The sequence below is a fragment of the Paraburkholderia sp. BGA-UO-ETr-F21 genome (assembly GCF_059567925.1).
This window is the reverse complement of sequence record NZ_JCAQOY010000029.1, coordinates 133,494-156,801: the sequence shown is the minus strand read 5'-3', so window position 1 is coordinate 156,801 and position 23,308 is coordinate 133,494. Positions and strand designations below refer to the sequence as shown.

The following is a 23,308-nucleotide window of genomic DNA, read 5'->3' as shown; positions in this document are numbered from 1 at the left end:
GTTCAGGCAAACCCGCGCGCAGTGTCGCGGGCATCCGCGTGAACTACACGAGCTTCGAGAGCGTGTCCTGCGTCGTTTCAACGACCATCAGGCCGGCGCGCAAACCGGGCTTGACCGTCGCATTCGGGAACACGAGACGCTCCTCGTCGTGCCGCACGACATAGCGATACTCGCCGTCACGCGCGAGCACCGTGTCTTTCGCGAACGGCGTGAAATTGGCGACGTCGGCCGCGACCAGCAGTTCGAACGCGTCGCTCTGCTTGGTGATCTGGTCGATCACCGTGAACGCCCTCGGCATGTCCGCGCGCACCTCGCCCCGCATGCCGGCCACGAGGTGACGCACCGCATGATCGGCGCCCGCGAAACGCGTCAGATCGTTCTGACCGAACGGACGCACCTTACCGAGTTCCAGCGTGCACGCCTGAGCACCACACGCTTGTGCGGTGAAATGCGAATACGTGTTGCCCTTGGTGGTGTGCAACAGCACCGCACTGATACGCGCCTCGCCGAGCCACGCGAACATCGCACGCGAAAACGGTTTGCCGGTGTGCGGCAGCAACGCGAATTGCTCGAAGGCGGACGCGCGGATTGCCGTATGCATGTCGATATGCCAGCGCGCGCCGGGATCGCTCGGCGCGGCCGCGAAGAACTGCGTCGCGGCCTGCTCCAGCGCTGCCGCGCGCGGCGCTTCGTAGCTGTGCGGCACCTGCAGATAACGTCCGCTGAAAAGGCGGTTCAGATCGTCGTCGCGGTAACGGCAAGCTTCGCGCATCGCGTCGACGTTGCCGAGAATCACCAGCAGGCGGCAGGTCAGCGCGGCTGTGCCACGCGCGATGTCGCGCACGAGAAACGCCAGCAGCTCGATCGGCGCGGTCTCGTCGCCGTGCACGCCGGCGGAGACGAGCACACTGCGCGTGCCCGCTTCCCGCGCTGCGGGCTCCATCAACAATACGCCGTCGTCCAGCCACGACCAGCGCACGCCACCGGCGCACGCGCCCTGTGCTTCCTGCTCGGCCGGCCGCGTGCCCGCCAGCGTGTAGGCGAGGAAATCGTCGAGCAGCGAAACCGGCATATCACGCTCAGCGCTGGAAGTCATACAGCGAACCCAGGCCGAGAATCTGCGTCAGTTCGTCGAGCGCGGTGCGCGATTCGGCGAGCAAGTGTGGATCGGTCAGATCGGCGGGTGCGAGGCGGTCGCGATAATGTTTCTCGATCCACGCATCCAGACGGCCGAACAACGTGTCGTTGATCCACACGCCTTTCGTCACTGCCGCGCGTTCCGCGTCGTCGAGCACCACACGCAGACGCAGGCACGCCGGCCCGCCGCCGTTCTTCATGCTTTCGCGCAGATCGAACACCAGCACGTCGTCGATCGGTCCGGTGTGCGCGGTCAGTTCGTCGAGGTAGGCGGCCACGCGCGGGTTCTCGCGGCATTCCTGCGGCACCACCAACACCTGCTTGCCATCCGGGCGCGTCAGCAGCTGGCTGTTGAACAGATACGAAGTGACCGCATCGGCCACGCTCACCTGCGCGTCCGGCACTTCGATCACATTGAACTCCGCCTTCAGGCCGGAGAGCTTCGCACGCAATTCGTCGTACACCGCATTCTGTTCGACGAACGCCAGTTGATGGCAGAACAGCGTGTTGCGATTGCCGACCGCAATCACGTCGTTGTGGAATACGCCGGCGTCGATCACGTCGGGATTCTGCTGCGCATAGACCGTAGCCGCGTCGGCCAGACCATGACGATGCGCGACCGCACGGCTCGCTTCAAACGTTTGACGCGCAGGGAAGCGCTTCGGCTCCGGTCCGCGACGATACTCGCTGCGGCCGTACACGAAGAATTCGACGCCACGTGTGCCGTATTCCGAGCAAAAGCGCGTGTGATTCGCCGCGCCTTCGTCGCCGAGCGCCGGCGTGCCGGGCAGCGCCTCATGCACCGCGAAACGGTCGGCGTCGCTGAAAATCGCGCGCAGCGTGCGGCGCGTCGATTCATGTTCGATCGCGCGATGCAGCTTGCTGCACAGATTGGCCGGCGTGAAATGCACCCGGCCGTCGTGCGTATCGGCGGACGGGCTCACCGTTGCCGCATTCGCGGTCCACATGGCCGAAGCCGAACTCGCCGCGGCCAGCAACTCGGGCGCGTCTCTCGCCACGCGCGCGATCACCGTGGCGTCGTCGCCGGAAAAACCGAGCTCGCGCAACAGACGCATCGACGGCCGCTCCTGCGGCGGCAGCACGCCCTGGTGAAAACCGAGATCGGCCAGTTGCTTCATCTTGCGCAGGCCTTGCTTGGCCGCGGCCTTCGGATTCGCAACCGACTTCTCGTTGTTCTGCGACGCGACGTTGCCGAACGACAGCCCCGCATAGTTGTGCGTCGGGCCGACCAGGCCGTCGAAATTGGCTTCAGTGGCTTGCATCGTCGATCCTTAGAATTGAAGGCCCGGCGAGACGCTCGCGGGCATTTGCAGTTGCGCGCTTTCGACGGAAGCCATCGGGAACGCGCAGTAGTCGGCGGCGTAATATGCACTCGGCCGGTGATTGCCCGAGCGGCCCGGCCCGCCGAACGGCGCGCCCGACGAAGCACCGTTGGTCGGCCGGTTCCAGTTGACGATGCCGGCGCGGATCGTGCGCTGGAAGTGCGTCCAGAGCGCTTCGTCGTCGGCAAGCAGGCCGGCGGAGAGGCCGAACTCGGTGTCGTTGGCCTGCTCCAGCGCTTCGTCGAAACTGCCGTAGCGGATGATTTGCGCCAAAGGCCCGAAGTGTTCTTCGTCCGGCAGGTTCTTCACGGCGGTCACGTCGAGAATGGCCGGCGTCACGAAGCCGAGCTTCGGGTCGCGCTGCTCCATTTTCAGCAGCGCTTTCGCGCCGTCGGCCAGCAGGCGTTCCTGCGCGGCGACGAGTCGCGAGGCCGCCCGCGCCGAAATCACCGCGCCCATGAACGGCTGCGGATCGGCGTTATATTCGCCGACGCTGATGCGCGAAGTGACCTCGGTGAAGCGTTCCATGAAGCGATCGCCCTGAGCATCGTTCGGCACGAAAATGCGGCGCGCGCAGGTGCAGCGCTGCCCCGCCGACAGAAACGCCGACTGGATCGTGTGATGCACGGCGGCGTCGATATCGGCCACCGGCCCGATCACGAGCGGATTGTTGCCGCCCATTTCCAGCGCCAGCACGATCTCCGGGCGGCCGCCAAACTGTTTGTGCAGCAATGTTCCGGTATCCGAACTACCTGTGAAGAACAGGCCGTCGATCTGCCGGTGATTGGCCAACGCAATGCCAGTGTCTTTTTCGCCTTGCACGAGGTTCAGCACACCTGCCGGCAAACCGGCGTCGCGCCAGATCTGCACCGTGAGCGCGGCCACGCCCGGTGCCAGTTCGGACGGCTTGAACACGACCGCATTACCCGCGATCAGCGCCGGCACGATATGGCCGTTCGGCAGATGCCCCGGAAAGTTATACGGCCCGAACACGGCCACCACGCCATGCGGACGATGGCGCAACACGGCCGTGCCGTCCGCCATGGCCGAGCGCTTCTCGCCGGTGCGCTCGTTATAGGCCTGAATCGAAATCTCGACCTTCGCCGCCATCGAAGCAGCTTCAGTGCGCGCTTCCCACAACGGCTTGCCGGTTTCGCGGCCGATCGCTTCCGCCAGCGCTTCCTTGCGTTCGGTGACGAGCGCGGCGAAGCGGCGCACCACGGCGCAACGTTCGTCGAGGCTCAACGCCGACCACGTGGCGAAGGCACGGCGCGCGCTGCGCACCGCGCGGTCCACGTCGTCAGCCGAGGCGCTGTTGCCTTCCCACACCGCCGCGCCCGTGCCCGGGTTGCGCGACGCGAATGCGGGTCCTGTGCCGGCGGCCCATTCGCCGTCGATGAAAAGCTCGCTCATGATCATCCCTGTTTATGTTTCTGCGGCAGCACGCGCACGAGGTCGCCTGCCTTGACGTCGAGCGCCGCGGCCTCGGCCGCGCTCAGACGGAACACGCCGTCCTGCGGCACGCCCGCCACCACGCCGACGCGAAAATCGCCCAACGACGTATTCGACACCATCGATTTCGGCCCGTCCTGCGGCGCACCCGAGCTTGCCGTGCCGATTTCGACCGGCACCACCACGCTCTCGCGCACCGTGCGCAAGTCCGCGATATGGCATTCGAGAACCGGACCCGCGTCGAAGATATCGACGTGATTCTCGTAGCGCAGCCCTTCCGCTTCGAGCATGCGGCGCGCCGGAATCGTGTCGTTATGCGTGAGGCCCACGCAGTCCTGCGCCTCTTGCGGCAACAACTCGACATACACCGGATAGCGCGGCATCAACTCGGCGAGAAACGCCTTGCGGCCGTGCGAACTCAGGTAGTCCGCCGCGTTGAAGTCGATCTGGTAGAAATGCGAGCCGACCGCGCGCCAGAACGGCGAGGTGCCTTCCGCGTCGAAATGGCCGCGCAATTCCGCGCACAAACGCTGCGGAAAGCGCTCGCGAAACTGCGCGAGAAACATGAAGCGCGACCGCGACAGCAAGCCGCCCACGCCGCTCGTGCGGTAACGCGGACTCAAAAACAGCGAGCACACTTCCGCGTAACCCGTCAGGTCGTGCGAAATGTTCAGCGCGCGCATGCGCGTCCAGATGCCGAGGTCCTGGCTCGCATGCACCACCGTGCTCACGCGATAGTTGTAGAACGGCTGCTGCAGGCCCACCGCGGTTTCGATTCCGCACACGCCGGCGACGTCGCCCGTATCCGTGTCTTCCATCACGAAGAAGTAGCCGGCTTCGTACGGCTCGGCCTTGTCTTCCATCGTGCGGCGCGCGCGTTCCACGCGTGCCGCGAGCGCCTCGCGGTCCGGCTTGAAGGTGGTCAGTCCCGGGCCGGTTTCCTGCGCGAGCCGCATGAGCGCGTCCACATCGCCTCGTTGCACAACGCGAACCACGATCATCGTGCGTCTCCCGATTGTTCGTCCTGCTGCGACTGGTGCAACGGCACGCAGCGCACCGTGTCGCCCTCCTGCACGCCGAGCGCGGCACGCGCCGCTTGCGGCAACGGCGCGCCGGCTTCCTTGCCCGCCGCCAGTTCGCCAAGCACGCAACGGAACTCGCCGTCGGCGCCGTTATGCGCGATCAGATACGTCGCACCGTCGGCCGCCACGTTGCTCTCGCGTACCTCACGTGTTTCGTTGCGCGTGACGCAGGCGCTGCGATCCACTTGCGCGGTCAGCACCGGCCCCGCATCGAAAATATCGACATAGCGATCCGTCTCGAAGCCTTCTTCGAGATGAATGTCATAGGCGAGCAAGGCCTTCGAATCCGGCTCGCCGAGCACGCGCTGCGCCGCTTCGGGCAGCAACGGCACATAGATGGGATACGTGGGCATCACTTCGGCGATGAAGGTGCGGCTGCGGCCACCCGATTCGATCTCGATGTCGGCGAAGTCGCGGCCGAAGAACTTGCGCCCCACCGCTTCCCAGAATGGCGACACGCCTTTCTCGTCGGTGACGCCGAGCAGCAGCGAAAACACCTCCGGCGTAAAGCGCTTGCGATTGGCGGCGATATACATCATCCGGGCACGCGACATCAGATGCGCGGCGGCGTCGCCACGCAGCGACGGGTCGATGTAATAACCCGCGAGGCGGCTCTTGCCGGTCAGTTCATGCGACATGGTCAGCGCGTGAATCTTGCGGTTCACGTGCAGTTCGCGCGACGCATGAATCAGCGCGTCGTTGCGAAACGCGTAGAACGGGTCCGAATAACCGGCCGCGGCGACGATGCTCGCCGTGCCCATCAGCTTGCCGCTCAGCGCATCTTCGAGCACGAACAGATAGAACTCCTCGCCCGGAAAATCGACCTCCGCGCGAAACGAGTCTTCCGACAACGCGACGCGCGCTTCGAGCGCGCGCCGGTCGTGCGGCAGGGAATGCAGCACCGGTTGCGCGGTGCGCGCCATATGCTCGAGCGCGTCGAGATCGGCGAGGCGGCCTGGGCGTACAAAGAGCATCATCGTTCCTGTTGAATGTGGCGCGTGATCAATGCTGCGGCTCAGTGCGACGCCGCTTCAGCTTTCGCGCCGACGATGCCTTCGATCGCCTGGGTCAGACGCGCGAAGCCCTCGTTCATGTCGTCGAGCGGCATGATCAGCGACGGCACGAAACGCAGCACGTCAGGACCGGCCATCAGCATGATCACGCCATGCTGGCCAGCGGCCGTGACGAAGTCTTTCGCGCGGCCCTTGAATGCGTCGGTGAGTTCCGCACCGATCAGCAGGCCCCTGCCGCGCACTTCCTTGAACAGGCCGAAGCGATCGTTGAGCTTCGCGAGGTGGCCCTTCAGCGCAACGCTCCGCGAACGCACGCCCTCGAGCACCTTCGGGTCGCTGACCAGTTCGACCACCTTTTCGGCGATCGCCGCGCCGAGCGGATTGCCGCCGTACGTCGTGCCGTGCACGCCGACCTTGAAATGCGCGGCCAGTTCAGTGGTGGTCAGCATCGCGCCGATCGGGAAGCCATTGCCGAGCGCCTTGGCGGTGGTCAGGATGTCCGGCGTCACGCCGGTTTCCTGGTACGCGTAGAAATAGCCGCTGCGGCCCACACCCGTTTGTACCTCGTCAAAAATCAGCAGGGCGCCATGCTGATCGCAGGCTTCGCGCAGTGCCTTCAGAAACGCCGGATCCGCCGGGATCACGCCGCCTTCGCCCTGAATCGGCTCGACGATCACCGCGCAGGTTTGCGCGCCGATGGCTTTCTTCGCCGCTTCGATATCGTTGTAGGGCAAGTGGGTGATGCCGGCCGGCACCGGGCCGAAGCCTTCCGAATACTTCGGCTGCCCGCCGACGCTCACCGTGAAGAAAGTGCGGCCGTGAAACGACTGCGTAAACGAGATGATTTCGATCTTGTCGGCGCCGTGGCGATCGAACGCGACGCGGCGTGCCAGCTTCAACGCGGCTTCATTCGCTTCCGCGCCCGAGTTGGCGAAGAATGCGCGGTCGGCGAAAGTCAGCTCTTCGAGGCGTTTGGCCAAGCGCAGCACCGGCTCGTTGGTGTAGCCGTTGCCGATGTGCCACAGCTTGCCGCCCTGGTCGTGCAGCACTTTCAGCAGTTCGGGATGCGCATGACCGAGCGCTGTGACGGCGATACCGCCGGCGAAGTCGATATAGTCGCGGCCTTGCGTATCCCAGACGCGTGAGCCGAGACCGCGATCCGGCACGAAGGCGGCGGGAGAAAACACCGGCACCATGACTTCGTCGAAGGTCTGGCGTGTCACTGTCAGGTCGTTCATGGCAAATCCTCGTTACAGGTGAGAGGTAATACAGCTAGTGTAGGTAACTGCGCCCGATACGTCTTGCGCATACGCGACGCTTTCTATGAGCTTCCACGCGAGCGGGCGGCGTTCGGTGAATGGGCAGCGGGATTGAATCCGCGCTTTGAGCCCTTGCCTCGGGCCGCGCTTTGGGCCTCATTTTGGCCCTGCCTCCGGCCGCGCTTTGGGTCTCGTTTCAGCCCTTGCCGCGGTCCGCGCCTTGGCCCGCGCTTCAGTCCACCTGATCCGGCCGCTCGATCAGCGCGCCCGGCCGCGGCTCGCTGGCCGCGGCGCCGCTCGCGCCGGTCTGCTTGTCGATCCAGTTGCGACGATCCTCTCGCGGCGTGACACCAAAGCGTTCGCGGTACGCATTCGAAAAGTGCGCCGCCGACGAAAACCCGCAAGCGAGGCTGATCTGCACCACCGATTTACTGGTGCGCTGCAATTGCGTGCGCGCTTTCGAAAGCCGCAGCCCCAGATAGTATTTGGACGGCATCGAGCCGAGATACTGACGAAAGAGGCGCTCCAGCTGCCGCCGCGACACGCCCACCAGACCCGCGATCTCGTCGGTGGTGAGCGGATCTTCGATATTCGCTTCCATCAGCAGCAAGGCGTCGTTCAGGCGCGGATGGCGCTCGCCCGGCGCGGTGACAAACGGAATGCGCTGACGCTCCTCGCCCGCGCGCAACGCGCCGACGCCGAGCGTATCCGCAATGCGATCCGCGAGTTCGGGGCCGTGCTCGCGGCCGATCATCGCCAGCATAAAGTCGACGGTCGCTTGGCCGCCCGCGCAGGTGGCGCGATCGCGGTCGATTTCGAAGATCTGCTGCGTAACGATGGAGCGTTCGAACTGCTCGGAGAACTGCTGATAGGTTTCCCAGTTGACGCTCACGCGGTAGCCGGATAACTGCCCTGCCATGGCGAGCCACCACACGCCGTGGTGAATGCCGGTGACGAGCGGCGTGCGCTGACCGACCCGCGAGAGGCTGGCGAGAAAGAGGCGATAGTCGGCGAACTGCTGAAACCGCTCGCTGACGATGATCAGCCAGTCGCACGCGATCGCGTCGCCGAAAGCGGCGTCGGCCGGCCATTGCGCGCCGCCCGCGAGCGGTACCGCGCGGCCGTCCCACGAGCACACCTGCACGCGGTAGAGCGCGCGGCCGTCGATTTCATTGGCGAGATTGAGGGCGTCGACAATCGGCCCGACGCCCGACATCGACACGGGCGGCAAGGCGACGATAGCGACTTGCGTGGTGCGAGCCGGGCTGGACGTGCGAGCCATCGCTGAAACGGATTAAACGCTACGGCGCGAGCCGCGCGTTATTTGAGGCTGCCGGAAAGGAACTGCTTGAGCCGCTCGCTGCGCGGCGCGCTCAGGACTTCTGCGGGCAGGCCTTCTTCTTCGGTGCGGCCTTGATGCAGGAACATCACATGGTTCGACACGTTGCGCGCGAAACCCATTTCGTGCGTGACGACGATCATGGTGCGGCCTTCTTCGGCGAGCTTCTGCATGACCTTCAGCACTTCGCCGACCAGTTCGGGGTCGAGCGCAGAAGTCGGTTCGTCGAACAGCATCACGTCGGGGTTCATGGCCAGCGCGCGGGCAATCGCCACACGCTGTTGCTGACCGCCCGACAGATGCGACGGATACTGCTTTTCGAGGCGCGGCGCGAGACCAACCTTCTCGAGATACTCACGCGCGCGGTCTTCGGCTTCCTTGCGCTTCAGACCCAGAACATGAATCGGCGCTTCGATGATGTTCTCGATCACGTTCATGTGCGCCCACAGGTTGAAGTGCTGGAACACCATGGCGAGCTTCGTGCGGATGCGCTGCAACTGCTTGTGATCCGCGACTTCGAGATTGCCGGCGCGGTCGGTTTTGGTCTTCACCGCTTCGCCGTCGACGACGATCTGCCCGGCGTTCGGCCGCTCGAGAAAATTGATGCAGCGCAGAAAGGTGCTCTTACCCGACCCGCTCGCACCGATAATGCTGATCACGTCGCCCTTGTTCGCATTGAGCGACACGCCCTTGAGCACTTCGTTGTCGCCGTAGCGCTTGTGGATGTCCTGTACGGCGAGCTTGCAAGCTTCGGTTTGAGTCGTGTGGAGCAAGATGCTCTCCCTTTGAAAATACGGATCAATCTTCATGACGGCGCGCGACTGCCGCGCCGCCCACTGCAAACACGGCGCGTTTCAATGCGTGCGCACCGCGAGATAGCCCAGCCAATGGCGCTCGGCGCGGCGGAACAGCGCCACCAGCACGAACGACACCACCAGATAGATCAGCGCTGCGAGGCCGAACGCGTCGAACGACTGGTAAGTGGCCGAGTTCGCGTCGCGCGCCACCTTCAGAATGTCCGGCACCGTGGCCGTGAAAGCGACCGTGGTGGCGTGCAGCATCAGGATCACTTCGTTACTGTACAACGGCAAGGCCCGGCGCAGCGCGGACGGTATCACAATGCGGCGGTACATCGTGAACCAGCTCATGCCGTAGGCGCGCGCCGCTTCCACTTCGCCGTGCGAGGTCGAACGGATCGCGCCGGCGAAAATTTCCGTGGTGTACGCGCAGGTGTTCAATGCGAAGGCGAGAATCGCGCAGTGAAAACCGCTGCGGAAAAACGCGTCCAGCAGTTGATGCGAGCGCACGAATTCGAGGCTGTACATGCCGGTGTAGATGAGCAGCAGTTGCACGTACAGCGGCGTGCCGCGAAACACGTAAGTGTAAAGACGCACTGGCGTGGAGAGCCAGCGCTTCTTCGACACGCGCGCCACCGCCAGCGGAATCGCCGCGCAGAAGCCGATCCCGACCGACGCCACCAGCAGCCACAGCGTGACCGCGAGACCGGAGATGCGCTGGCCGTCCCAGTAGAGAAACGCGCGCCAGAATTCATTGAGAATGTCGATCATGGTCTTAAAGCTCCGCGTGCCGCACACCGATCGAATAGCGCTTTTCCAACCAGATCAGCACGAGATTCGAAGCGGTGGTGATCGCCAGATAGATCAGCGCGGCGACCAGGATGAAGAAAAACATGTTGAAGGTGCTTTTGCCGGCGTCCTGCGCGGCTTTGACGACGTCGGCGAGACCGATGATCGACACCAGCGCAGTGGCCTTCACCAGCACCTGCCAGTTGTTGCCGATGCCCGGCAGCGCGAAACGCATCATCTGGGGAAACAGGATGCGCGTGAATACGCGCGCGCCGCTCATGCCGTACGCGCTGCCCGCTTCGAGCTGGCCGCGCGGCACGGCGAGAAAAGCGCCGCGGAAGGTCTCGGTGAAGTACGCACCGTAGATGAAGCCGAGCGTCAGCACGCCGGCCACGAACGGATCGATATCGAACTGCGGGAGATTGAGCGCGTCGGTGAGATTGTTGACCGCGATCTGGATGCTGTAGAACAGCAGCAGCATCAGCACGAGGTCGGGCACCGAGCGGATCAGCGTCGTGTAGCCGGTCGCGATTGCCCGCAGCGGGCGGTTGAACGAAAGTTTCGCCGCCGCGCCCGCGAGACCGAGCAGCACGGCCGCCGCCAGCGACAGGACGGACAGCTCGATCGTCTGGATCGTGCCGGCCAGCAACACCGGGCCAAAGCCGTATAGGAACACGCGTGTCTCCATCCAGGTTGTTTGAGGATGTCTCGGACGGTGTCGGCTCATGCCTGCCCGACTCGTCCAGCATGGCGCGGAGTCTCGCAAGCGAAAATTAAATTCTCAAAGGCGCGCGGGCGTTTTGCTGCAACGCAACAGAGCGGCCTTTGGCGCATTGCACGGCGTGCAGGGCTTGGTTTTGAGGGTTGTGGGAATTTGTAAGGCAGGCAGCGCGCGGCGAGCGCCGCCGCGATTTAGCAAGTTTCGGGTCGCTTTTTCGATAGACGGCGGACCGCCGGAACGCCCTAATCGATGCCCAGACGCGCCCGAATCGCCGGCAGCATGTGCTCCACCGCCGCGCGCCCCTCCTCGATGGCAGGCGCCGCGCGATGAAAATCGAAGATCCCCATGCCGCCCAGCCGCGGCTGGATCAGAATGTCCGCCGGTTCGCCCGCCAGACGGCTGCGCGTAATCCGCACCTGCATGATGTCGATGCTTTGTGCGATCGAACTCAGCATGGACGGCACGCGCGCGCTCGGCGCGGGTGGCACGCGCACGTCGTCCGTGACGCGCGCATCGGCGGGCGCGAGCCAGCGTGGCCAGGGCTTGCCGTTGCGGCGTAGCGCGACCGCCTGAGGCTCGGCCGGGTCGATGGCCGGCGTATCGACCACCGCGCCGCCGAAATCGCGGCCGTTCAGGATATCGTTGTTGAGATCGACAGCGATCACGCAGTCCGCGCGCATGCCCCGCGCCACCGAAACCGGCACCGGGTTGCTCAAACCGCCGTCCACCAGCCACACACCGTTGTGCCACACCGGCGTGAAAATGCCGGGAATCGCAATCGATGCGCGCACCGCCTCGACCACGCTGCCGTCCTGCAACCAGCTTTCGCGGCCCGAGTCGAGTTCGGTCGCGACCGCCGCGAACGGCATGTTCAACTGCGCGATCGAACGGCCGTTGAACTTGTCGGCGAACAACTGGATCACCTTGCGCCCGCCGAGCAGGCCGCCCGAAAGCCGCAGATCGAGCAGGCGCACCACCGTCTGCCAGGTGAGCCGCGAGACCCACTCTTCCAGCCAGTCGAGATCGCCGTTCGCATACACCGCGCCCACCAACGCGCCGATCGACGTGCCGCAGACCACATCGGGCCGGATGCCCGCATCGTGCAGCGCGCGAATCGCGCCGATATGCGCCCAGCCGCGCGCGGCGCCGCCCCCCAACACCAGCCCGATCCGGCTGTATCGACGTCGACGTATCATGATCTTCCCCGCTTGCTCTCTTTTATCACTCACCGCTATCGCCCACGAATCACGTCAGAGCGCGATGTCGTGTACACCTTCTGATACTGGTCGAAATGCACGTTGAAAATCCCTTCTTCGGTCACGCCGCCTTCGCGCCACTTCCAGCTCCACACGGTTTCCGGCTTGAGCGGAAACACCGCGACCTGGCCGGGCTTGCCGAGCAGGCGGCGCACTTCGTCCTCGCTCATGCCAATGCGGATCTTCGCGAAGTTGGCCGCCGTGAGCACCTGCGTGATGGCCTGCAATTTACCGTCGCGATCGATGTCGACCATGTACGTATTCAAGCCTTGCGGGCCGCGCGGATACTCGAAGCGTTTCGAACCGTCGGTGAAGGTGCGCTCGGTTTCCGGCTTGCCCATCTGGTCGCGGATCTGCGCCTCGGTCGTGACGCCCGGCGTCATGCCCTTGAGCAGTAACGCGTCCGGTTTGACGGCGTTGAAGAATTCCTTGAGTTTTTGCACGGCGCGGTCGCTCTGTTGGTCGTCGCAACCGGTCAACGCGACGGACGCGGCCAGCATGGCGACAGTAAGCAGTTTCAGGCTCACAGCGGATTTCCTGTTCGGATGTGGCCCGCGAAGGCCCGCATCCTGTTGTGTAGTGTCCGCTACAGGATAACCGCGCACGGGCAAAACCGCGAGCGGGCGCCGCACGGCGGTGTGCGCAGTCGCACAGGGTGCGCAACGGTGACGTAGGCAGAGGCGGAATCGGATGCCGCGAAGGCGGAGTTAGAAGCTGCGGAGTTAGAAGCCGCGGGGCGAAGTCGGCGACGGCGGAAGGCCACGCGAAGCCGAGGCGCGCGCCGCACGGGCCACGCGCGGGCCAAACGCGAAAATCGCGCGCAAAACGGTCGCCACAAGCAAAAAGGCGACGCTGTGCAAAGCGTCGCCGGGTCGGTCGATACGGTCGACCGGGAAAGTGAAATCGGCCGTCCGGCCGACTGAAAACGAAGCGCCCTGGACGACGCGCAGCGGTCTGGTCCCGGACGAAGCGGTGAGCAACCTTGGCTGCTCACCTCGCGCCATCGCCGGAATGGCAAACCGCTGCTTGACTGGCCGCCCTGGTCCCTCGATAAGCCTTCCAAGTGCAGCTAATTTAAACGGATTGGCGGATTTAGACGAGAGCGCGTTTACACCGAATCGGCAGATGATTTGCGTTGAGTGGCAGCGCTTTCATAGGAATGCCGACGGCGCGCGCGCAGCGCGCGAGATTGGCATGCGGGAATTGAGCCGTGCGGTCGAGGTGCGCGACGCTTGCGGCGAACTCGTTCATGAGTTGCGTCAGCAAGCGTCGAATGCATGGCTATCGAGCGGGCGATGACGCCGTGTCACGGCGCTGTCGGCAATCACGGGCATTCATGCGCAAACGCCTGTCGGCCGCATCAAGGCAAAGGGAAACTGCGGTCGAAGCTCGGCCGCACGTCCAGATGCGCGCGGATCACATTGGCCGCTTCGTAAGTGTCCGCCGTGCGCTGCTGCGCGGCCACGACGCTGTCGTCGATCGCCACCGGATGCACCTGGCCGCGCTGATAGACGGTCTTCAGCACCTCGGGCGGCAAACCCGTAACGCGCGACTGCATCGCCGCGACTTTGTCGGGATGCGAGAGCGCCCAGCGCTGGCCGATCGCCACGCGCCGCAAAAAGTCGGCGAGCTGCGTGCGCTTGTCGGCGATCGCGCGTTCTGTCGCCACCTGATAGCTGAGACCTTCCGACAGGCCCACGCCGTTGGCGATGATCCGGTCGTGATCGCGCGCTTCGCCGAGCGCGGTGTACGGGTCCCACACCGACCAGGCGTCGACGCTGCCCGAGGCGAGCGCCGCTTTCGCGTCGGCCGGCGCGAGGAACACGAAGGTGACGTCGGCGAGCGGCACGTTGGCCTTCTTCAACGCGGCGAGCGCGAGGTAGTGGCCGATCGAGCCGCGCGTCGTGGCAATGCGTTTGCCCTTCAGACTCGCGGCGTCGTTCAGCGGCGAATGCGCGCCGACCACGATCGCCAGATCCAGCGGCGTCGAGCGTGTCGCCGCGACCGCTCTCACCCGCGCACCGGCGGCAAGGGCGAACACCAGCGGCGCATCACCGAGACCGCCGACGTCGACCGCGCCCGCATTCAACGCTTCGCCGAGCGGCTGCGCGGCCGGAAAGTTGAACCATTCGATCTTGTACGGCAGGTCTTTCAACTGGCCTGACGCTTCGAGAATGCCGCGCGTTTGCAAGGACTGGTCGCCGACCTTGAGCACGGGGACATCGGCCGCATAAGATGGCGCGGCGCATAGCGACGCTGACATCGCAAGCGCGGCAGCGCCAGCCGGCAGCGACCTTACGCGTTGCATAACAGATCGGATTGCGAAGGAAAAACGGGAAGTCGTCATGGCAGCGCGCACATCGTCGCATCGAGTGGATTTGCAACGACGATAAGGCACACCTTTGTATAAGACAAACGCATTATTCTGCTAAGCAAATATGCGAATTTTCTTCGGCGACAAGCGGTGAGCGCGCACCGATACGAGTATGATCGAGCGCATTCTTTTGCACCATCATTGGTTACCGCTCACCATGAAGATCGACGAAATCGACGCCTACGTCACCGTGATTCGCTGTCAGTCGCTGCAGCAGGCGGCGCTCTCGCTCGGCCTCACGCAACCGGCAATCACGCGCCGTCTGCAAAATTTCGAAGAAGCGCTCGGCGTCGAATTGCTCGACCGTAATACGAGGCCGCTGAAGGCAACGGCCACGGGGCGCATCGTCTATGAGCAATGCCGTGTGATCCAGCGCGAACTCGACGTGCTGCGCGAGATCGTCGCCACCGACACGCCGCCGGTCGGCACGCTGCGCCTTGGCGTCGCGCAGACGATCGCCGATATCGCGCTCAGCGAAGCGATACGCGGCCTGAAAACGGACTATCCCAATCTGCAGGCGCGCGCCTCGACCGGCTGGGGCGGCCAGTTGCTGCAACGGGTCGAACAGGGGGAACTCGACGCGGCAGCGATCCTGCTGCCCAGCAACAAGTCCTTCGACGAGGCGCTGTCGGCCCGCTCGCTTGGCCGCATCAAACTGGCCGTCGTCGCGCAGAAAGGCCTGCTGAAAAAACGTGCGCACACGCTAACGGAATGCCAGTCGATCGGTTGGGTGTTGAATCCGGACGGCTGCGGATTCCGCGACGGTTTACAGCGCGCACTCACCGGCCTCGGGCTCGCTCTCAAGCTGAACCTGGAAACGCCCGGCACCGAATTGCAGTTGCAGCTCGTCGCCGACGGCAACGGCCTCGGTCTCGTGCCGCTGCCGCTCCTGCAGGCGAGCGCTCATGCAAATGCGCTCGATATCGTCCCGATCAGCGACTTCAAGCCACTCATCGACATCTGGCTCGTGCAGCCGCGCGTGCTCGGCAAATTGCAGCAGCCTGTGGAGCGCTTCGGCGCCGCGATCGAGCGGCAGTTCAAGGAAGCGCGAGCGCAGCGCGCGGCCTGAAACGCGCGCGGCGCCCTGCTGTTTCGATTATCTGACTCAACTGCTGCTGCGAGCGTTGCGAGCACTTCGAGCACTCGCTGCAAGCCAGCCGCTCAGATCACGCGGAACCCATGCGTACCATCGCGCCCAAGCTGCGCGACAAGACCATATTCCCACTCCAGATACGCATTCATCGCCTCGCGCGCGTTATCCGTGCCCTCATAAGGACGCCGGTAGCGATCGATACGCGGCGACGCCAGTCGCGTCTCGCCGCTCTCGACGGGCAAGCCGGCCTCGATCCACGCCGCCGTGCCGCCGCGCAGCACCTGCACCGGCTTGCCGGTCAATGCCGCGACGTCGGGCGCCGCAAAACGCGCGAGCAGACTACTTCCGCAGGTCACCACGTAGCGCTGCGCGTCGGGAAGCTTGAGCAGCGCCTTTTCCAGTTCGCCGCGAATCACGAACCACGCGCCGGGAATATGCCGCTTCACGTAATTGGCGCTGGTGGTGAAGTCGAGCACCGCCGTGCCCGGCGATTGCAACAGCGTGACGAGCTCAGCCGCGGAGATTTCGTCGGCGACGGGCGGCGTGGGCGCATGACGGGCCGCGGGCGCCGCGCCTTTTTCGCCGAAGTCGGCGGACGTCAACCCATCGACCACATACACGTCGACATTCATCTGCGCGAGCCACGACGCGGTCATGTTGGCACGCACGCCGTCGTTATCCGCAAGGATCACGCGCGCGCCGCGCACCGGCGCGAACATATCGGTTTCCTGCACGAGCTGGCCGCCCGGCGCGCTACGAAAACCGGGCACGTGACCCGCTTCGTATTCTTCCGGCGTGCGCACGTCGAAGCGATACACGGTGCGCACGGCTTCGCCGGCCCAGCGGCGCGCTTCGTCGCGTGAGGTGCGGCCTACTCTCGCGCGATCCGCCACTGTGCGCGCGGAATCGGCGGCGGCCAGACGCACCTTATCGTCGACGATCGGCTCGAAGCGGCGCGAACTGCCATGCGCGAGCGCCTGCCCGGCCAGCGTCCACCCGATCGTGCCATTGCGCAGCGCCGCGACCGGATTCGGCACGCCCGCATTGATCAGCGACTGCGCGCCAATAATGCTGCGCGTGCGCCCCGCACAATTGACGATGATCCGCGTAGCCGGATCCGGCGCGAGCTGGCGGGCGCGCAGCACCAGTTCGGCGCCCGGCACGCTGACGCTGCCATGGTGTGATATTCGTCGAAGCGGCGGGCGTCGAGCACCACCACGTCGGCTTCATGGTCGAGCAGCGCCTGCACCTGCGGCGCGGCGAGCGACGGCGTATGGCGCTCGCTTTCCACCAGTTCGCCGAACGCCTTGCTGGGCACGTTGACGTCCTGGAACAACTCGCCGCCGGCCTCGCGCCAGCCTTGCAAACCGCCTTCAAGCAGGGCGACGTCGGTATAACCCAACTCGGTCAAACGGCGCGCGGCGCGCTCGGCGAGCCCTTCACCGGCGTCGAACACCACAATCGGCACGGCCTGGCGCGGCAAACGCACCGGCGCGTCGAGTTCGAGCCGCGAAAGCGGCAGATTCGCTGCAAACAGCGGATGACTGCGGGCGTGCGGATCTTCCTCGCGCACGTCCACGAGCGCGATTTCCTCGTGCTCGAGCAGTGCGTAGCGCACATCTTCGAATGATCGGGTACGAAATGCCTGAACGAAACTCATGAGATCGGAGACTCCTTCGCTACATTCCAGATATTCGGCAACACGTCGTTCGCGTAGCCGGAAATAAACAGCTTGCGGGCGGCGCCGCCCGGATAGAGGGACCGTTTTACCGCGCCAATATTTGCACCGTACACGTGAATGCTGATCGACGTACGGTCACCAAAAGCGTTACTCACGCGATGGGTATCGCCGATGCCCGGCGACACCGCATCCACCGCGCCGGCATCGAGCCGTTTTGCCGCACCCTCTTCCTCTAGCGCGCCGTCGGCGGTGACACGGTACCCCTGCGCAATTTCCGCGCCACGTAGTACGCCGATCAGCCCCCAGCCGACACGTAGCGGGAAATTGCTCAAACAAATGACCGACACATGTTTATTCCCAACCTGCATACCAATTCGATTTTGAGACACCGGAGTCAGTAATATCTCGATCCTTACATGCCAATGAGGTGAACGAATGCCTTGGATCTACCGTAGAACACCGGTCGAATCGAGCACGACGGCACTCTTGCCGGAGTCGGATATAGCGGACGCGGGCGAGGAAAAAATAACCCGTCGCGACAAAACGAGGCCATGATCGGACCCATTCCGCGAGGAACCTGGACGATCGGCGCGCCATTTACTCATCCACATGCCGGCCCTTACGCAATGCGACTCACACCGACTCACACCTTTACCTGGCACTGTTACCTACCGCCGCTCAGGCTTCATGATTCACGGCGACAGCACCGCTCATCCGGGCGCTGCGTCCGACGGCTGCGTGATCGTCAATATCGTCACGCGCCGGTGCATCTGGGAAAGCGGCGACCACACGATCGCGGTGACCCTGTGAGGGCCGCCGCCATTGTGGCCATGCTGACGGCCCCTGCCCTGTGTTTCGCCGGCTCGCCTTCGCAATGCGCGAGTTGGCCAAAAAATATAACGCCGCTCATTCTGAAAAACGTCGGTATCACGGATCCGGTCAAAATCGACGACTCGAAAACCAAGGCAGTGCGGATCGCCTCGGAAAAAATCGGCAAAGACCTTTGGCGCGATGTCTACGACATCACCTTTTACGAACAAACCGGACACGCAATTGAGGTCATCACGTCAAGCGAAGCCAGTTCGGCAGAGTGCTCAATGTCCGATCCCGTCGTGTGGGTCGTGACGCAAAAAATCGACATCAAGTAGTCTGATCATTTCAGCCCTTTGCCAGTGCCGCAGACATGCTGCGAGCGCGCATCGCGAAAGGTTCAGGTAAGCACCTCAGGTTCGTGCTCGACCAGTCCCTCCAGCAGGCTCTGGAACGCGAACAGCGCGCCGCCCGGGCGGCCGACCTGCTCATGCGTGAGCGTGGCGATGTCGTGTGGAATCGCTTGCGGCGTGCCCGCGGCTTCAGCGAGCAGTTGCGCGTGGCACGCGTTGTCGAGCGCGATATACCACCACGCCGCGGCTTCCACGCTCGGACCGGCCGTGAGAATGCCGTGATTCTTCAGGATCACCGCCTTGCGCTCGCCGAGCGCGGCGGCAATGCGCGCGCCCTCATCGGTATCGAGCACGACGCCGCGAAAATCGTCGAACAACGCGTGGTCCTGATAGAACGCGCACGAGTCCTGCGTCAGCGGATCGAGCGTGCGGCCGAGCGACGACCACGCTTTGCCATACAGCGAATGCGTATGGGCCGCCGAGACCACGTCGGGGCGCGCTTCGTGAATCGCCGCGTGAATCGCGAACGCGGCCTGATTCACCGGGCCCTCGCCGACCACGATCTCGCCCTCGGCGTTCACGAGCAGCAGATCCGACACACGAATGCGGCTGAAATGCTTGCCGAACGGGTTGACCCAGAAGTGATCAGGCCACTCCGGATCACGCGCGGTAATGTGGCCTGCCAGCCCCTGATCGAAACCGTAGCGCGCAAACAGTCGGAACGCGACGGCGAGCCGCTCCTGCCGGTGGCGGCGTTCCGCTGCAAGGCTCTCGCGCGGCGGAGTCTCGTCGAACCAGAATTTGCGCAACGGCGCGTGACGCTGGATTGCCGGCGGCTCCTCGGCGGTATTGGTGCCACCGGTGAGAGAAAGATCGGTCATCGCGCCTCCGTTCACGCCGCCACGCGCTCGTCGCGCGCAATCCGTTCACGCGTGGCGGGAATCAGTTCACGGCCGTAGTCGATGGCGTCTTCCAACGGATCGAAGCCGCGCACGAGGAACGTCGACACACCGAGCGCGTAATACTCGGCGAGCGTATCGGCCACCTGTTCCGGCGTGCCGACGAGAGCCGTCGAATTCGAGCGGCCGCCGATTTCCTTCGCGACGCCGGTCCACAAGCGCTCGTCCACACGATCCGAGTCGCCCGATGCCGCAAGTAGCCGCCGCGCTCCTTCGCTTTGCGCCGGACCGCCCCGGCCGATCCCCTGCGCCGCGCGCAGCCGCCTTGTTTCTTCGAGGATGTGTTCCGCGCGCTCCCAGGCCGCCGCTTCCGTGGCCGCGAGAATCGGCCGGAACGAAACGGAGAAGCGCACCGTGCGGCCGTGCTTCGCGGCTTGCGCGCGCACGCGCGCGACCTGCTCGCGCACCTGCGCCTTGGACTCACCCCATAGCGCATAGACATCCGCGTGACGGCCGGCGATTTCGAGCGCGGGCGCCGACGCGCCGCCGAAATACACTGGAATATGCGGCTGCTGCACAGGCTTCACTTCGGAGAAGCCCTGCTCGAAGCGGTAGTACTGGCCGTTGTGATCGAAGGGTTTGGCCTCGGTCCAGATACGCCGCAGGATATGCAGGTACTCGTCGGTGCGGGCGTAGCGTTCGTCGTGCGACAGGAAGTCGCCGTCGCGGCGCTGCTCGGCGTCGTCGCCACCCGAGATGATGTGAACCGCGAGCCGGCCGCCCGAATAGTGGTCGAGCGTCGCCAGCTGACGCGCGGCGAGCGTCGGCGCGACAAAACCCGGCCGATGCGCGAGCATGAAGTGCACGCTGCTGGTCACGCTCGCCGCATGCGCGACCGTCAACAGCGCATCGGGACTCGTGGAATGATGCGGCACGAGAACGCGGTCGAAGCCGGCGGCCTCGTGCGCGCGCGCAAACTGTTCGACATAGTCGATGTCGACGACCGGTCCTTGCGCCGCGTGCGTTTCGGACACCTTGCGGGTCTGGATCATGCCGATGAATTCGATGGACACGTGGGTGTCTCCCTGAATGGTTGCTGCCCGGCGGGACGGTGACGCGGCTGGCCGGATGCATGGTTCGCTTCGAGGCGTTTAAGGTAGCAGCGCGGCATGCGCATGTTAAATATTGATCGGCCATATCTATATCGGATTTGCATGTAACGGTCCGGGCTTCGATCTATGCGTCTCGCCTGCCTGGCGCCGCGCGCTAGCAAACCCCCTTTCGCGAACGTGGACATCGCGGCACCGTCAGCAGGAAAGCGGAACCTTTGCGAGAATGCCCCATCGCGCGAAAGCGCCGGAAACAACAAGTGAACAGACAATGATCCCCTTCTCGGTCCTCGACCTCTCGCCGGTTACCGCGGGCGCCACGCCGGCGGACGCGTTCAGGAATACGCTCGACCTCGCCCAGCATGCGGAAAACTGGAACTACCAGCGTTTCTGGCTGGCGGAACATCACAACATGACAGGCATTGCCAGTGCGGCGACCTCGGTGGTGATCGGCTACGTGGCGGGCGGCACCAAAAAAATTCGCGTCGGCTCGGGCGGCATCATGCTGCCGAACCATGCGCCGCTCGTCATCGCGGAACAGTTCGGCACGCTTGCCTCGCTGTACCCCGGCCGGATCGATCTGGGCCTCGGCCGCGCGCCCGGCACCGATCAGAGCACCGCTCGCGCGCTACGCCGCGATCTGCAAAACAGCGCGGACTCGTTCCCTGACGATGTGGTCGAATTGCAGCGTTATTTCGCCGACCCCGTGCCGGGCCAGCGCATTCGCGCGGTGCCGGGCGCGGGGCTGAACGTGCCGCTGTGGCTGCTCGGCTCGTCGCTCTTCAGCGCTCAGCTCGCCGCGGCGCTTGGCTTGCCGTTCGCGTTCGCGTCGCATTTCGCGCCGGATTACATGCTGACCGCGCTGCAGGTGTATCGCGCGCAATTCCGTCCGTCGGCCGCGCTGGAGAAACCGTACGCGATGGTCGGCGTCAATCTGTTCGCCGCGGATACCAACGAAGAAGCGCAACGTCTTTTCACCTCGCTGCAGCAGCAGTTCATCAATCTGCGGCGCGGCACGCCGGGTCAGTTGCAGCCGCCGGTCGAGCGGCTCGAGGCCTCGGAGATGGAATTGAATAACGTGGCGCACTCGCTCGCCTGCACGGCACTGGGCGATCGCGATACGGTGCGCGAAACGTTGAAGTCGATCATCGATCAAACCGGCGCGGACGAGTTGATGCTCACCGCGCAGATCTACGATCACAAGGCGCGGCTGCGTTCGTTCGAAATCGGCGCGCAGGTGCGTGAGGAGTTGGCGGCCGGTAGGTAAAGGCGTTAAACGGATGTACACCACCGTCAGGACGGCATAGCCGCGCAATTGCCCGGTGCGCCGATGTGACAGGTTTGCCAGGTCACGCGCGCGTAGGCCAGATTGCCGGCTGCCGCGATCGGAGGGCCGTTCGTGCCGTAGGTGTTAAGAGCGCCCCAATCCAAAGTTGATGCCTGCGGCCGGGCCAGTCAGATACGTCGTCATCACGTTGTTCGTAACCGTGATGCCGTTGTGCGTGATCGTGCCTTGCATTGAACGCATTCCTTATGACGCCCGGCGACACGGTGTCGAGCGTCGCGTTCATCGACACTGGTTGGTCGCCCACCATCAGGGCTTAAGACAACTTGTTGATCGCGCTAGCGGCGCGCACCAGGCACATTACGATCGTCGATGCGGTAGGTGCTAGTCCGGGTTCTTCGCGGATCTGCGGAGGAAGACGCTTCCCGCCCCAAACAGCCGGTCGGCATCCTCACCCCGAACGTCTGTTTCCGGCTATTAAGCGTGCCTGCCTTTTACGCGCTCTCATCCGCTTCGCTCCGAAGATCCTGGGCGATAAATTCGACGAACGCGCGAATGCGATTGGACATCTGATGTCGTTGCGAATACACCGCAAAAATATCGGCGTTCGGTGTCTCGTGGTCGGGCAGCACGAGGACCAGTGAGCCATCGGCCAGATACTGCTTGATGTCCCACTCGGCCCGCAGCAGGATGCCGTGTCCTTCAAGCGCCCATTTCACGGCGATCTCGCCATCGTTGGTGGTTAGCGTGCCGTTGATCCGCACAGCTTCCGTTTTGCGCGATGCGCCCCGGCCGGAAGTCAGACGCCACACGCCGTAAGCTTCGTCACCCTGACGAATGCCGATGCAGTTGTGCCGCGTCAGATCGTGCGCCGTGATCGGCAATCCGTGCGACGCAATGTACGAAGGTGCGGCGCACAGCAACCGCCGATTGCCCGCGAGACGACGCGCAACCACGCGCGTATCAGGCGGCTCACCGAACCGGATACAGACGTCGAAGGTGTCGTCCGTGAGCGGCGGTGGCGTGACCGACAATTGAAGCTGCACCGACACCTGCGGATATTTCGCGACAAACCGTGAAATCGCCGGCGCGACATGACTGCGCCCGAAGCCGAGCGTCGCATTCACCCGCAGCAGCCCCTTCGGACTTTTCTTCGCCGTTCCAAGCAGCTCGGCCAGTTCGTCGATTTCGTCGAGGATTCGGCGTGCGTGTTCGAGATACAACTCGCCCTCCGGCGTAAGCATCATCCGGCGCGTCGTGCGGTTGATCAGCGCCACCCCCGCGCGGCTCTCCATCTGTGTCAGGCGCTTGCTGACAGCGGCTGGCGTTAGCCCCAGTTCCCGTGCCGCCGCGCTCAGGCTGCCGGACGCCGCGAGGGTTGAGAAAAAGCTCAGATCGGCTGGCTGGACGGTGTCGCGCATGGCCAATTTGTGAATTTAGGTTAAAGATGCTTTGAGTTTAGCACCGGTTTTTGCGTCTGGAGATGGGTAAAGTTCACTCACGCCCACAACACCTG

The 23,308-nt window shown here is 64.2% G+C and carries 20 protein-coding genes and 2 pseudogenes; 4 read left to right on the top strand and 18 right to left on the bottom strand.

Annotation, left to right across the window (positions count from 1 at the left end):
* Positions 1 to 43 precede the first annotated feature (43 nt).
* The 13 genes from astE to AC57B1_RS17110 form a co-directional block, all read right to left on the bottom strand.
* Entirely contained in the window at positions 44 to 1,096 is a 1,053-nt protein-coding gene (astE, locus tag AC57B1_RS17170; protein WP_496418124.1) for a succinylglutamate desuccinylase, read from the bottom strand.
* Positions 1,080 to 2,420 (bottom strand): N-succinylarginine dihydrolase, encoded by a 1,341-nt coding sequence (astB, locus tag AC57B1_RS17165; protein WP_408343129.1) that lies wholly within the window; start codon positions 2,418 to 2,420, stop codon positions 1,080 to 1,082. The genes astE and astB overlap by 17 nt, the downstream gene beginning before the upstream one ends.
* Positions 2,421 to 2,429: 9 nt before the next feature.
* Positions 2,430 to 3,893: a succinylglutamate-semialdehyde dehydrogenase gene (gene astD / locus AC57B1_RS17160; protein ID WP_408296959.1), complete on the bottom strand. Its 1,464-nt coding sequence runs from the start codon at positions 3,891 to 3,893 to the stop codon at positions 2,430 to 2,432.
* A 2-nt stretch (positions 3,894 to 3,895) separates the two neighbouring features.
* Positions 3,896 to 4,933 (bottom strand): arginine N-succinyltransferase, encoded by a 1,038-nt coding sequence (gene astA / locus AC57B1_RS17155; protein ID WP_408343127.1) that lies wholly within the window; start codon positions 4,931 to 4,933, stop codon positions 3,896 to 3,898.
* A complete protein-coding gene (gene aruF / locus AC57B1_RS17150) occupies positions 4,930 to 5,988 on the bottom strand; it encodes an arginine/ornithine succinyltransferase subunit alpha (protein ID WP_496418123.1) in 1,059 nt (352 codons plus the stop codon). Before aruF ends, astA begins: the two co-directional genes overlap by 4 nt.
* Positions 5,989 to 6,029: 41 nt before the next feature.
* Positions 6,030 to 7,265: an aspartate aminotransferase family protein gene (locus AC57B1_RS17145; RefSeq protein ID WP_408296957.1), complete on the bottom strand. Its 1,236-nt coding sequence runs from the start codon at positions 7,263 to 7,265 to the stop codon at positions 6,030 to 6,032.
* A gap of 253 nt (positions 7,266 to 7,518) precedes the next feature.
* Complete coding sequence (locus tag AC57B1_RS17140; protein ID WP_091795036.1) at positions 7,519 to 8,568, bottom strand: GlxA family transcriptional regulator; 1,050 nt, start codon at positions 8,566 to 8,568, stop codon at positions 7,519 to 7,521.
* A 38-nt stretch (positions 8,569 to 8,606) separates the two neighbouring features.
* Complete coding sequence (locus tag AC57B1_RS17135) at positions 8,607 to 9,434, bottom strand: ABC transporter ATP-binding protein (protein WP_091800603.1); 828 nt, start codon at positions 9,432 to 9,434, stop codon at positions 8,607 to 8,609.
* 45 nt (positions 9,435 to 9,479) lie between these two features.
* Positions 9,480 to 10,193: an ABC transporter permease gene (locus tag AC57B1_RS17130; protein WP_091795039.1), complete on the bottom strand. Its 714-nt coding sequence runs from the start codon at positions 10,191 to 10,193 to the stop codon at positions 9,480 to 9,482.
* 4 nt (positions 10,194 to 10,197) lie between these two features.
* Positions 10,198 to 10,887 (bottom strand): ABC transporter permease, encoded by a 690-nt coding sequence (locus AC57B1_RS17125; RefSeq protein WP_012432581.1) that lies wholly within the window; start codon positions 10,885 to 10,887, stop codon positions 10,198 to 10,200.
* Between the two features lie 287 nt (positions 10,888 to 11,174).
* Positions 11,175 to 12,128 carry a patatin-like phospholipase family protein gene (locus tag AC57B1_RS17120; protein ID WP_091795041.1) on the bottom strand — a complete coding sequence of 318 codons (954 nt, stop codon included), beginning with the start codon at positions 12,126 to 12,128 and terminating at the stop codon, positions 11,175 to 11,177.
* A 35-nt stretch (positions 12,129 to 12,163) separates the two neighbouring features.
* Positions 12,164 to 12,715, bottom strand: a complete 552-nt coding sequence (locus AC57B1_RS17115; protein ID WP_408186195.1) for a hypothetical protein — start codon at positions 12,713 to 12,715, stop codon at positions 12,164 to 12,166.
* An 833-nt stretch (positions 12,716 to 13,548) separates the two neighbouring features.
* Positions 13,549 to 14,451, bottom strand: coding sequence for an ABC transporter substrate-binding protein (locus AC57B1_RS17110; RefSeq protein WP_496418352.1), 903 nt, complete (start codon positions 14,449 to 14,451; stop codon positions 13,549 to 13,551).
* A gap of 268 nt (positions 14,452 to 14,719) precedes the next feature.
* Between AC57B1_RS17110 and AC57B1_RS17105 the strand changes: the two genes are divergently transcribed.
* Positions 14,720 to 15,631 (top strand): LysR family transcriptional regulator, encoded by a 912-nt coding sequence (locus tag AC57B1_RS17105; RefSeq protein WP_496418351.1) that lies wholly within the window; start codon positions 14,720 to 14,722, stop codon positions 15,629 to 15,631.
* Positions 15,632 to 15,723: 92 nt separating this feature from the next.
* On the opposite strand, the pseudogene AC57B1_RS17100 reads toward AC57B1_RS17105, so the two are convergent.
* A pseudogene (locus tag AC57B1_RS17100) lies at positions 15,724 to 17,315 on the bottom strand (rhodanese-related sulfurtransferase).
* Positions 17,312 to 17,641: pseudogene (locus AC57B1_RS17095) on the bottom strand (cysteine dioxygenase family protein); the annotation flags it as partial. The pseudogenes AC57B1_RS17100 and AC57B1_RS17095, both read right to left, overlap by 4 nt.
* A 382-nt stretch (positions 17,642 to 18,023) precedes the next feature.
* On the opposite strand from AC57B1_RS17095, the gene AC57B1_RS17090 reads away from it, so the two are divergent.
* Together AC57B1_RS17090 and AC57B1_RS17085 are read left to right on the top strand one after the other, a co-directional pair.
* Positions 18,024 to 18,146 carry a hypothetical protein gene (locus tag AC57B1_RS17090; RefSeq protein ID WP_408343119.1) on the top strand — a complete coding sequence of 41 codons (123 nt, stop codon included), beginning with the start codon at positions 18,024 to 18,026 and terminating at the stop codon, positions 18,144 to 18,146.
* Entirely contained in the window at positions 18,143 to 18,484 is a 342-nt protein-coding gene (locus AC57B1_RS17085; RefSeq protein WP_286161952.1) for a hypothetical protein, read from the top strand. Before AC57B1_RS17090 ends, AC57B1_RS17085 begins: the two co-directional genes overlap by 4 nt.
* Before the next feature lie 62 nt (positions 18,485 to 18,546).
* On the opposite strand, the gene AC57B1_RS17080 is transcribed toward AC57B1_RS17085, so the two are convergent.
* Together AC57B1_RS17080 and AC57B1_RS17075 are read right to left on the bottom strand one after the other, a co-directional pair.
* On the bottom strand, positions 18,547 to 19,380 hold the full coding sequence (locus tag AC57B1_RS17080) for a class II aldolase/adducin family protein (protein ID WP_496418122.1): 834 nt from the start codon (positions 19,378 to 19,380) through the stop codon (positions 18,547 to 18,549).
* Positions 19,381 to 19,391: 11 nt separating this feature from the next.
* Complete coding sequence (locus tag AC57B1_RS17075; protein WP_496418121.1) at positions 19,392 to 20,471, bottom strand: LLM class flavin-dependent oxidoreductase; 1,080 nt, start codon at positions 20,469 to 20,471, stop codon at positions 19,392 to 19,394.
* Between the two features lie 307 nt (positions 20,472 to 20,778).
* On the opposite strand from AC57B1_RS17075, the gene AC57B1_RS17070 reads away from it, so the two are divergent.
* A complete protein-coding gene (locus AC57B1_RS17070) occupies positions 20,779 to 21,774 on the top strand; it encodes an LLM class flavin-dependent oxidoreductase (RefSeq protein ID WP_408343113.1) in 996 nt (331 codons plus the stop codon).
* A 512-nt stretch (positions 21,775 to 22,286) separates the two neighbouring features.
* Here the strand turns inward: AC57B1_RS17070 and AC57B1_RS17065 are convergent.
* The gene (locus AC57B1_RS17065) at positions 22,287 to 23,213 is read right to left on the bottom strand and encodes a LysR substrate-binding domain-containing protein (protein WP_496418120.1); all 927 of its coding nucleotides are present in this window, start codon (positions 23,211 to 23,213) and stop codon (positions 22,287 to 22,289) included.
* Positions 23,214 to 23,308 lie beyond the last annotated feature (95 nt).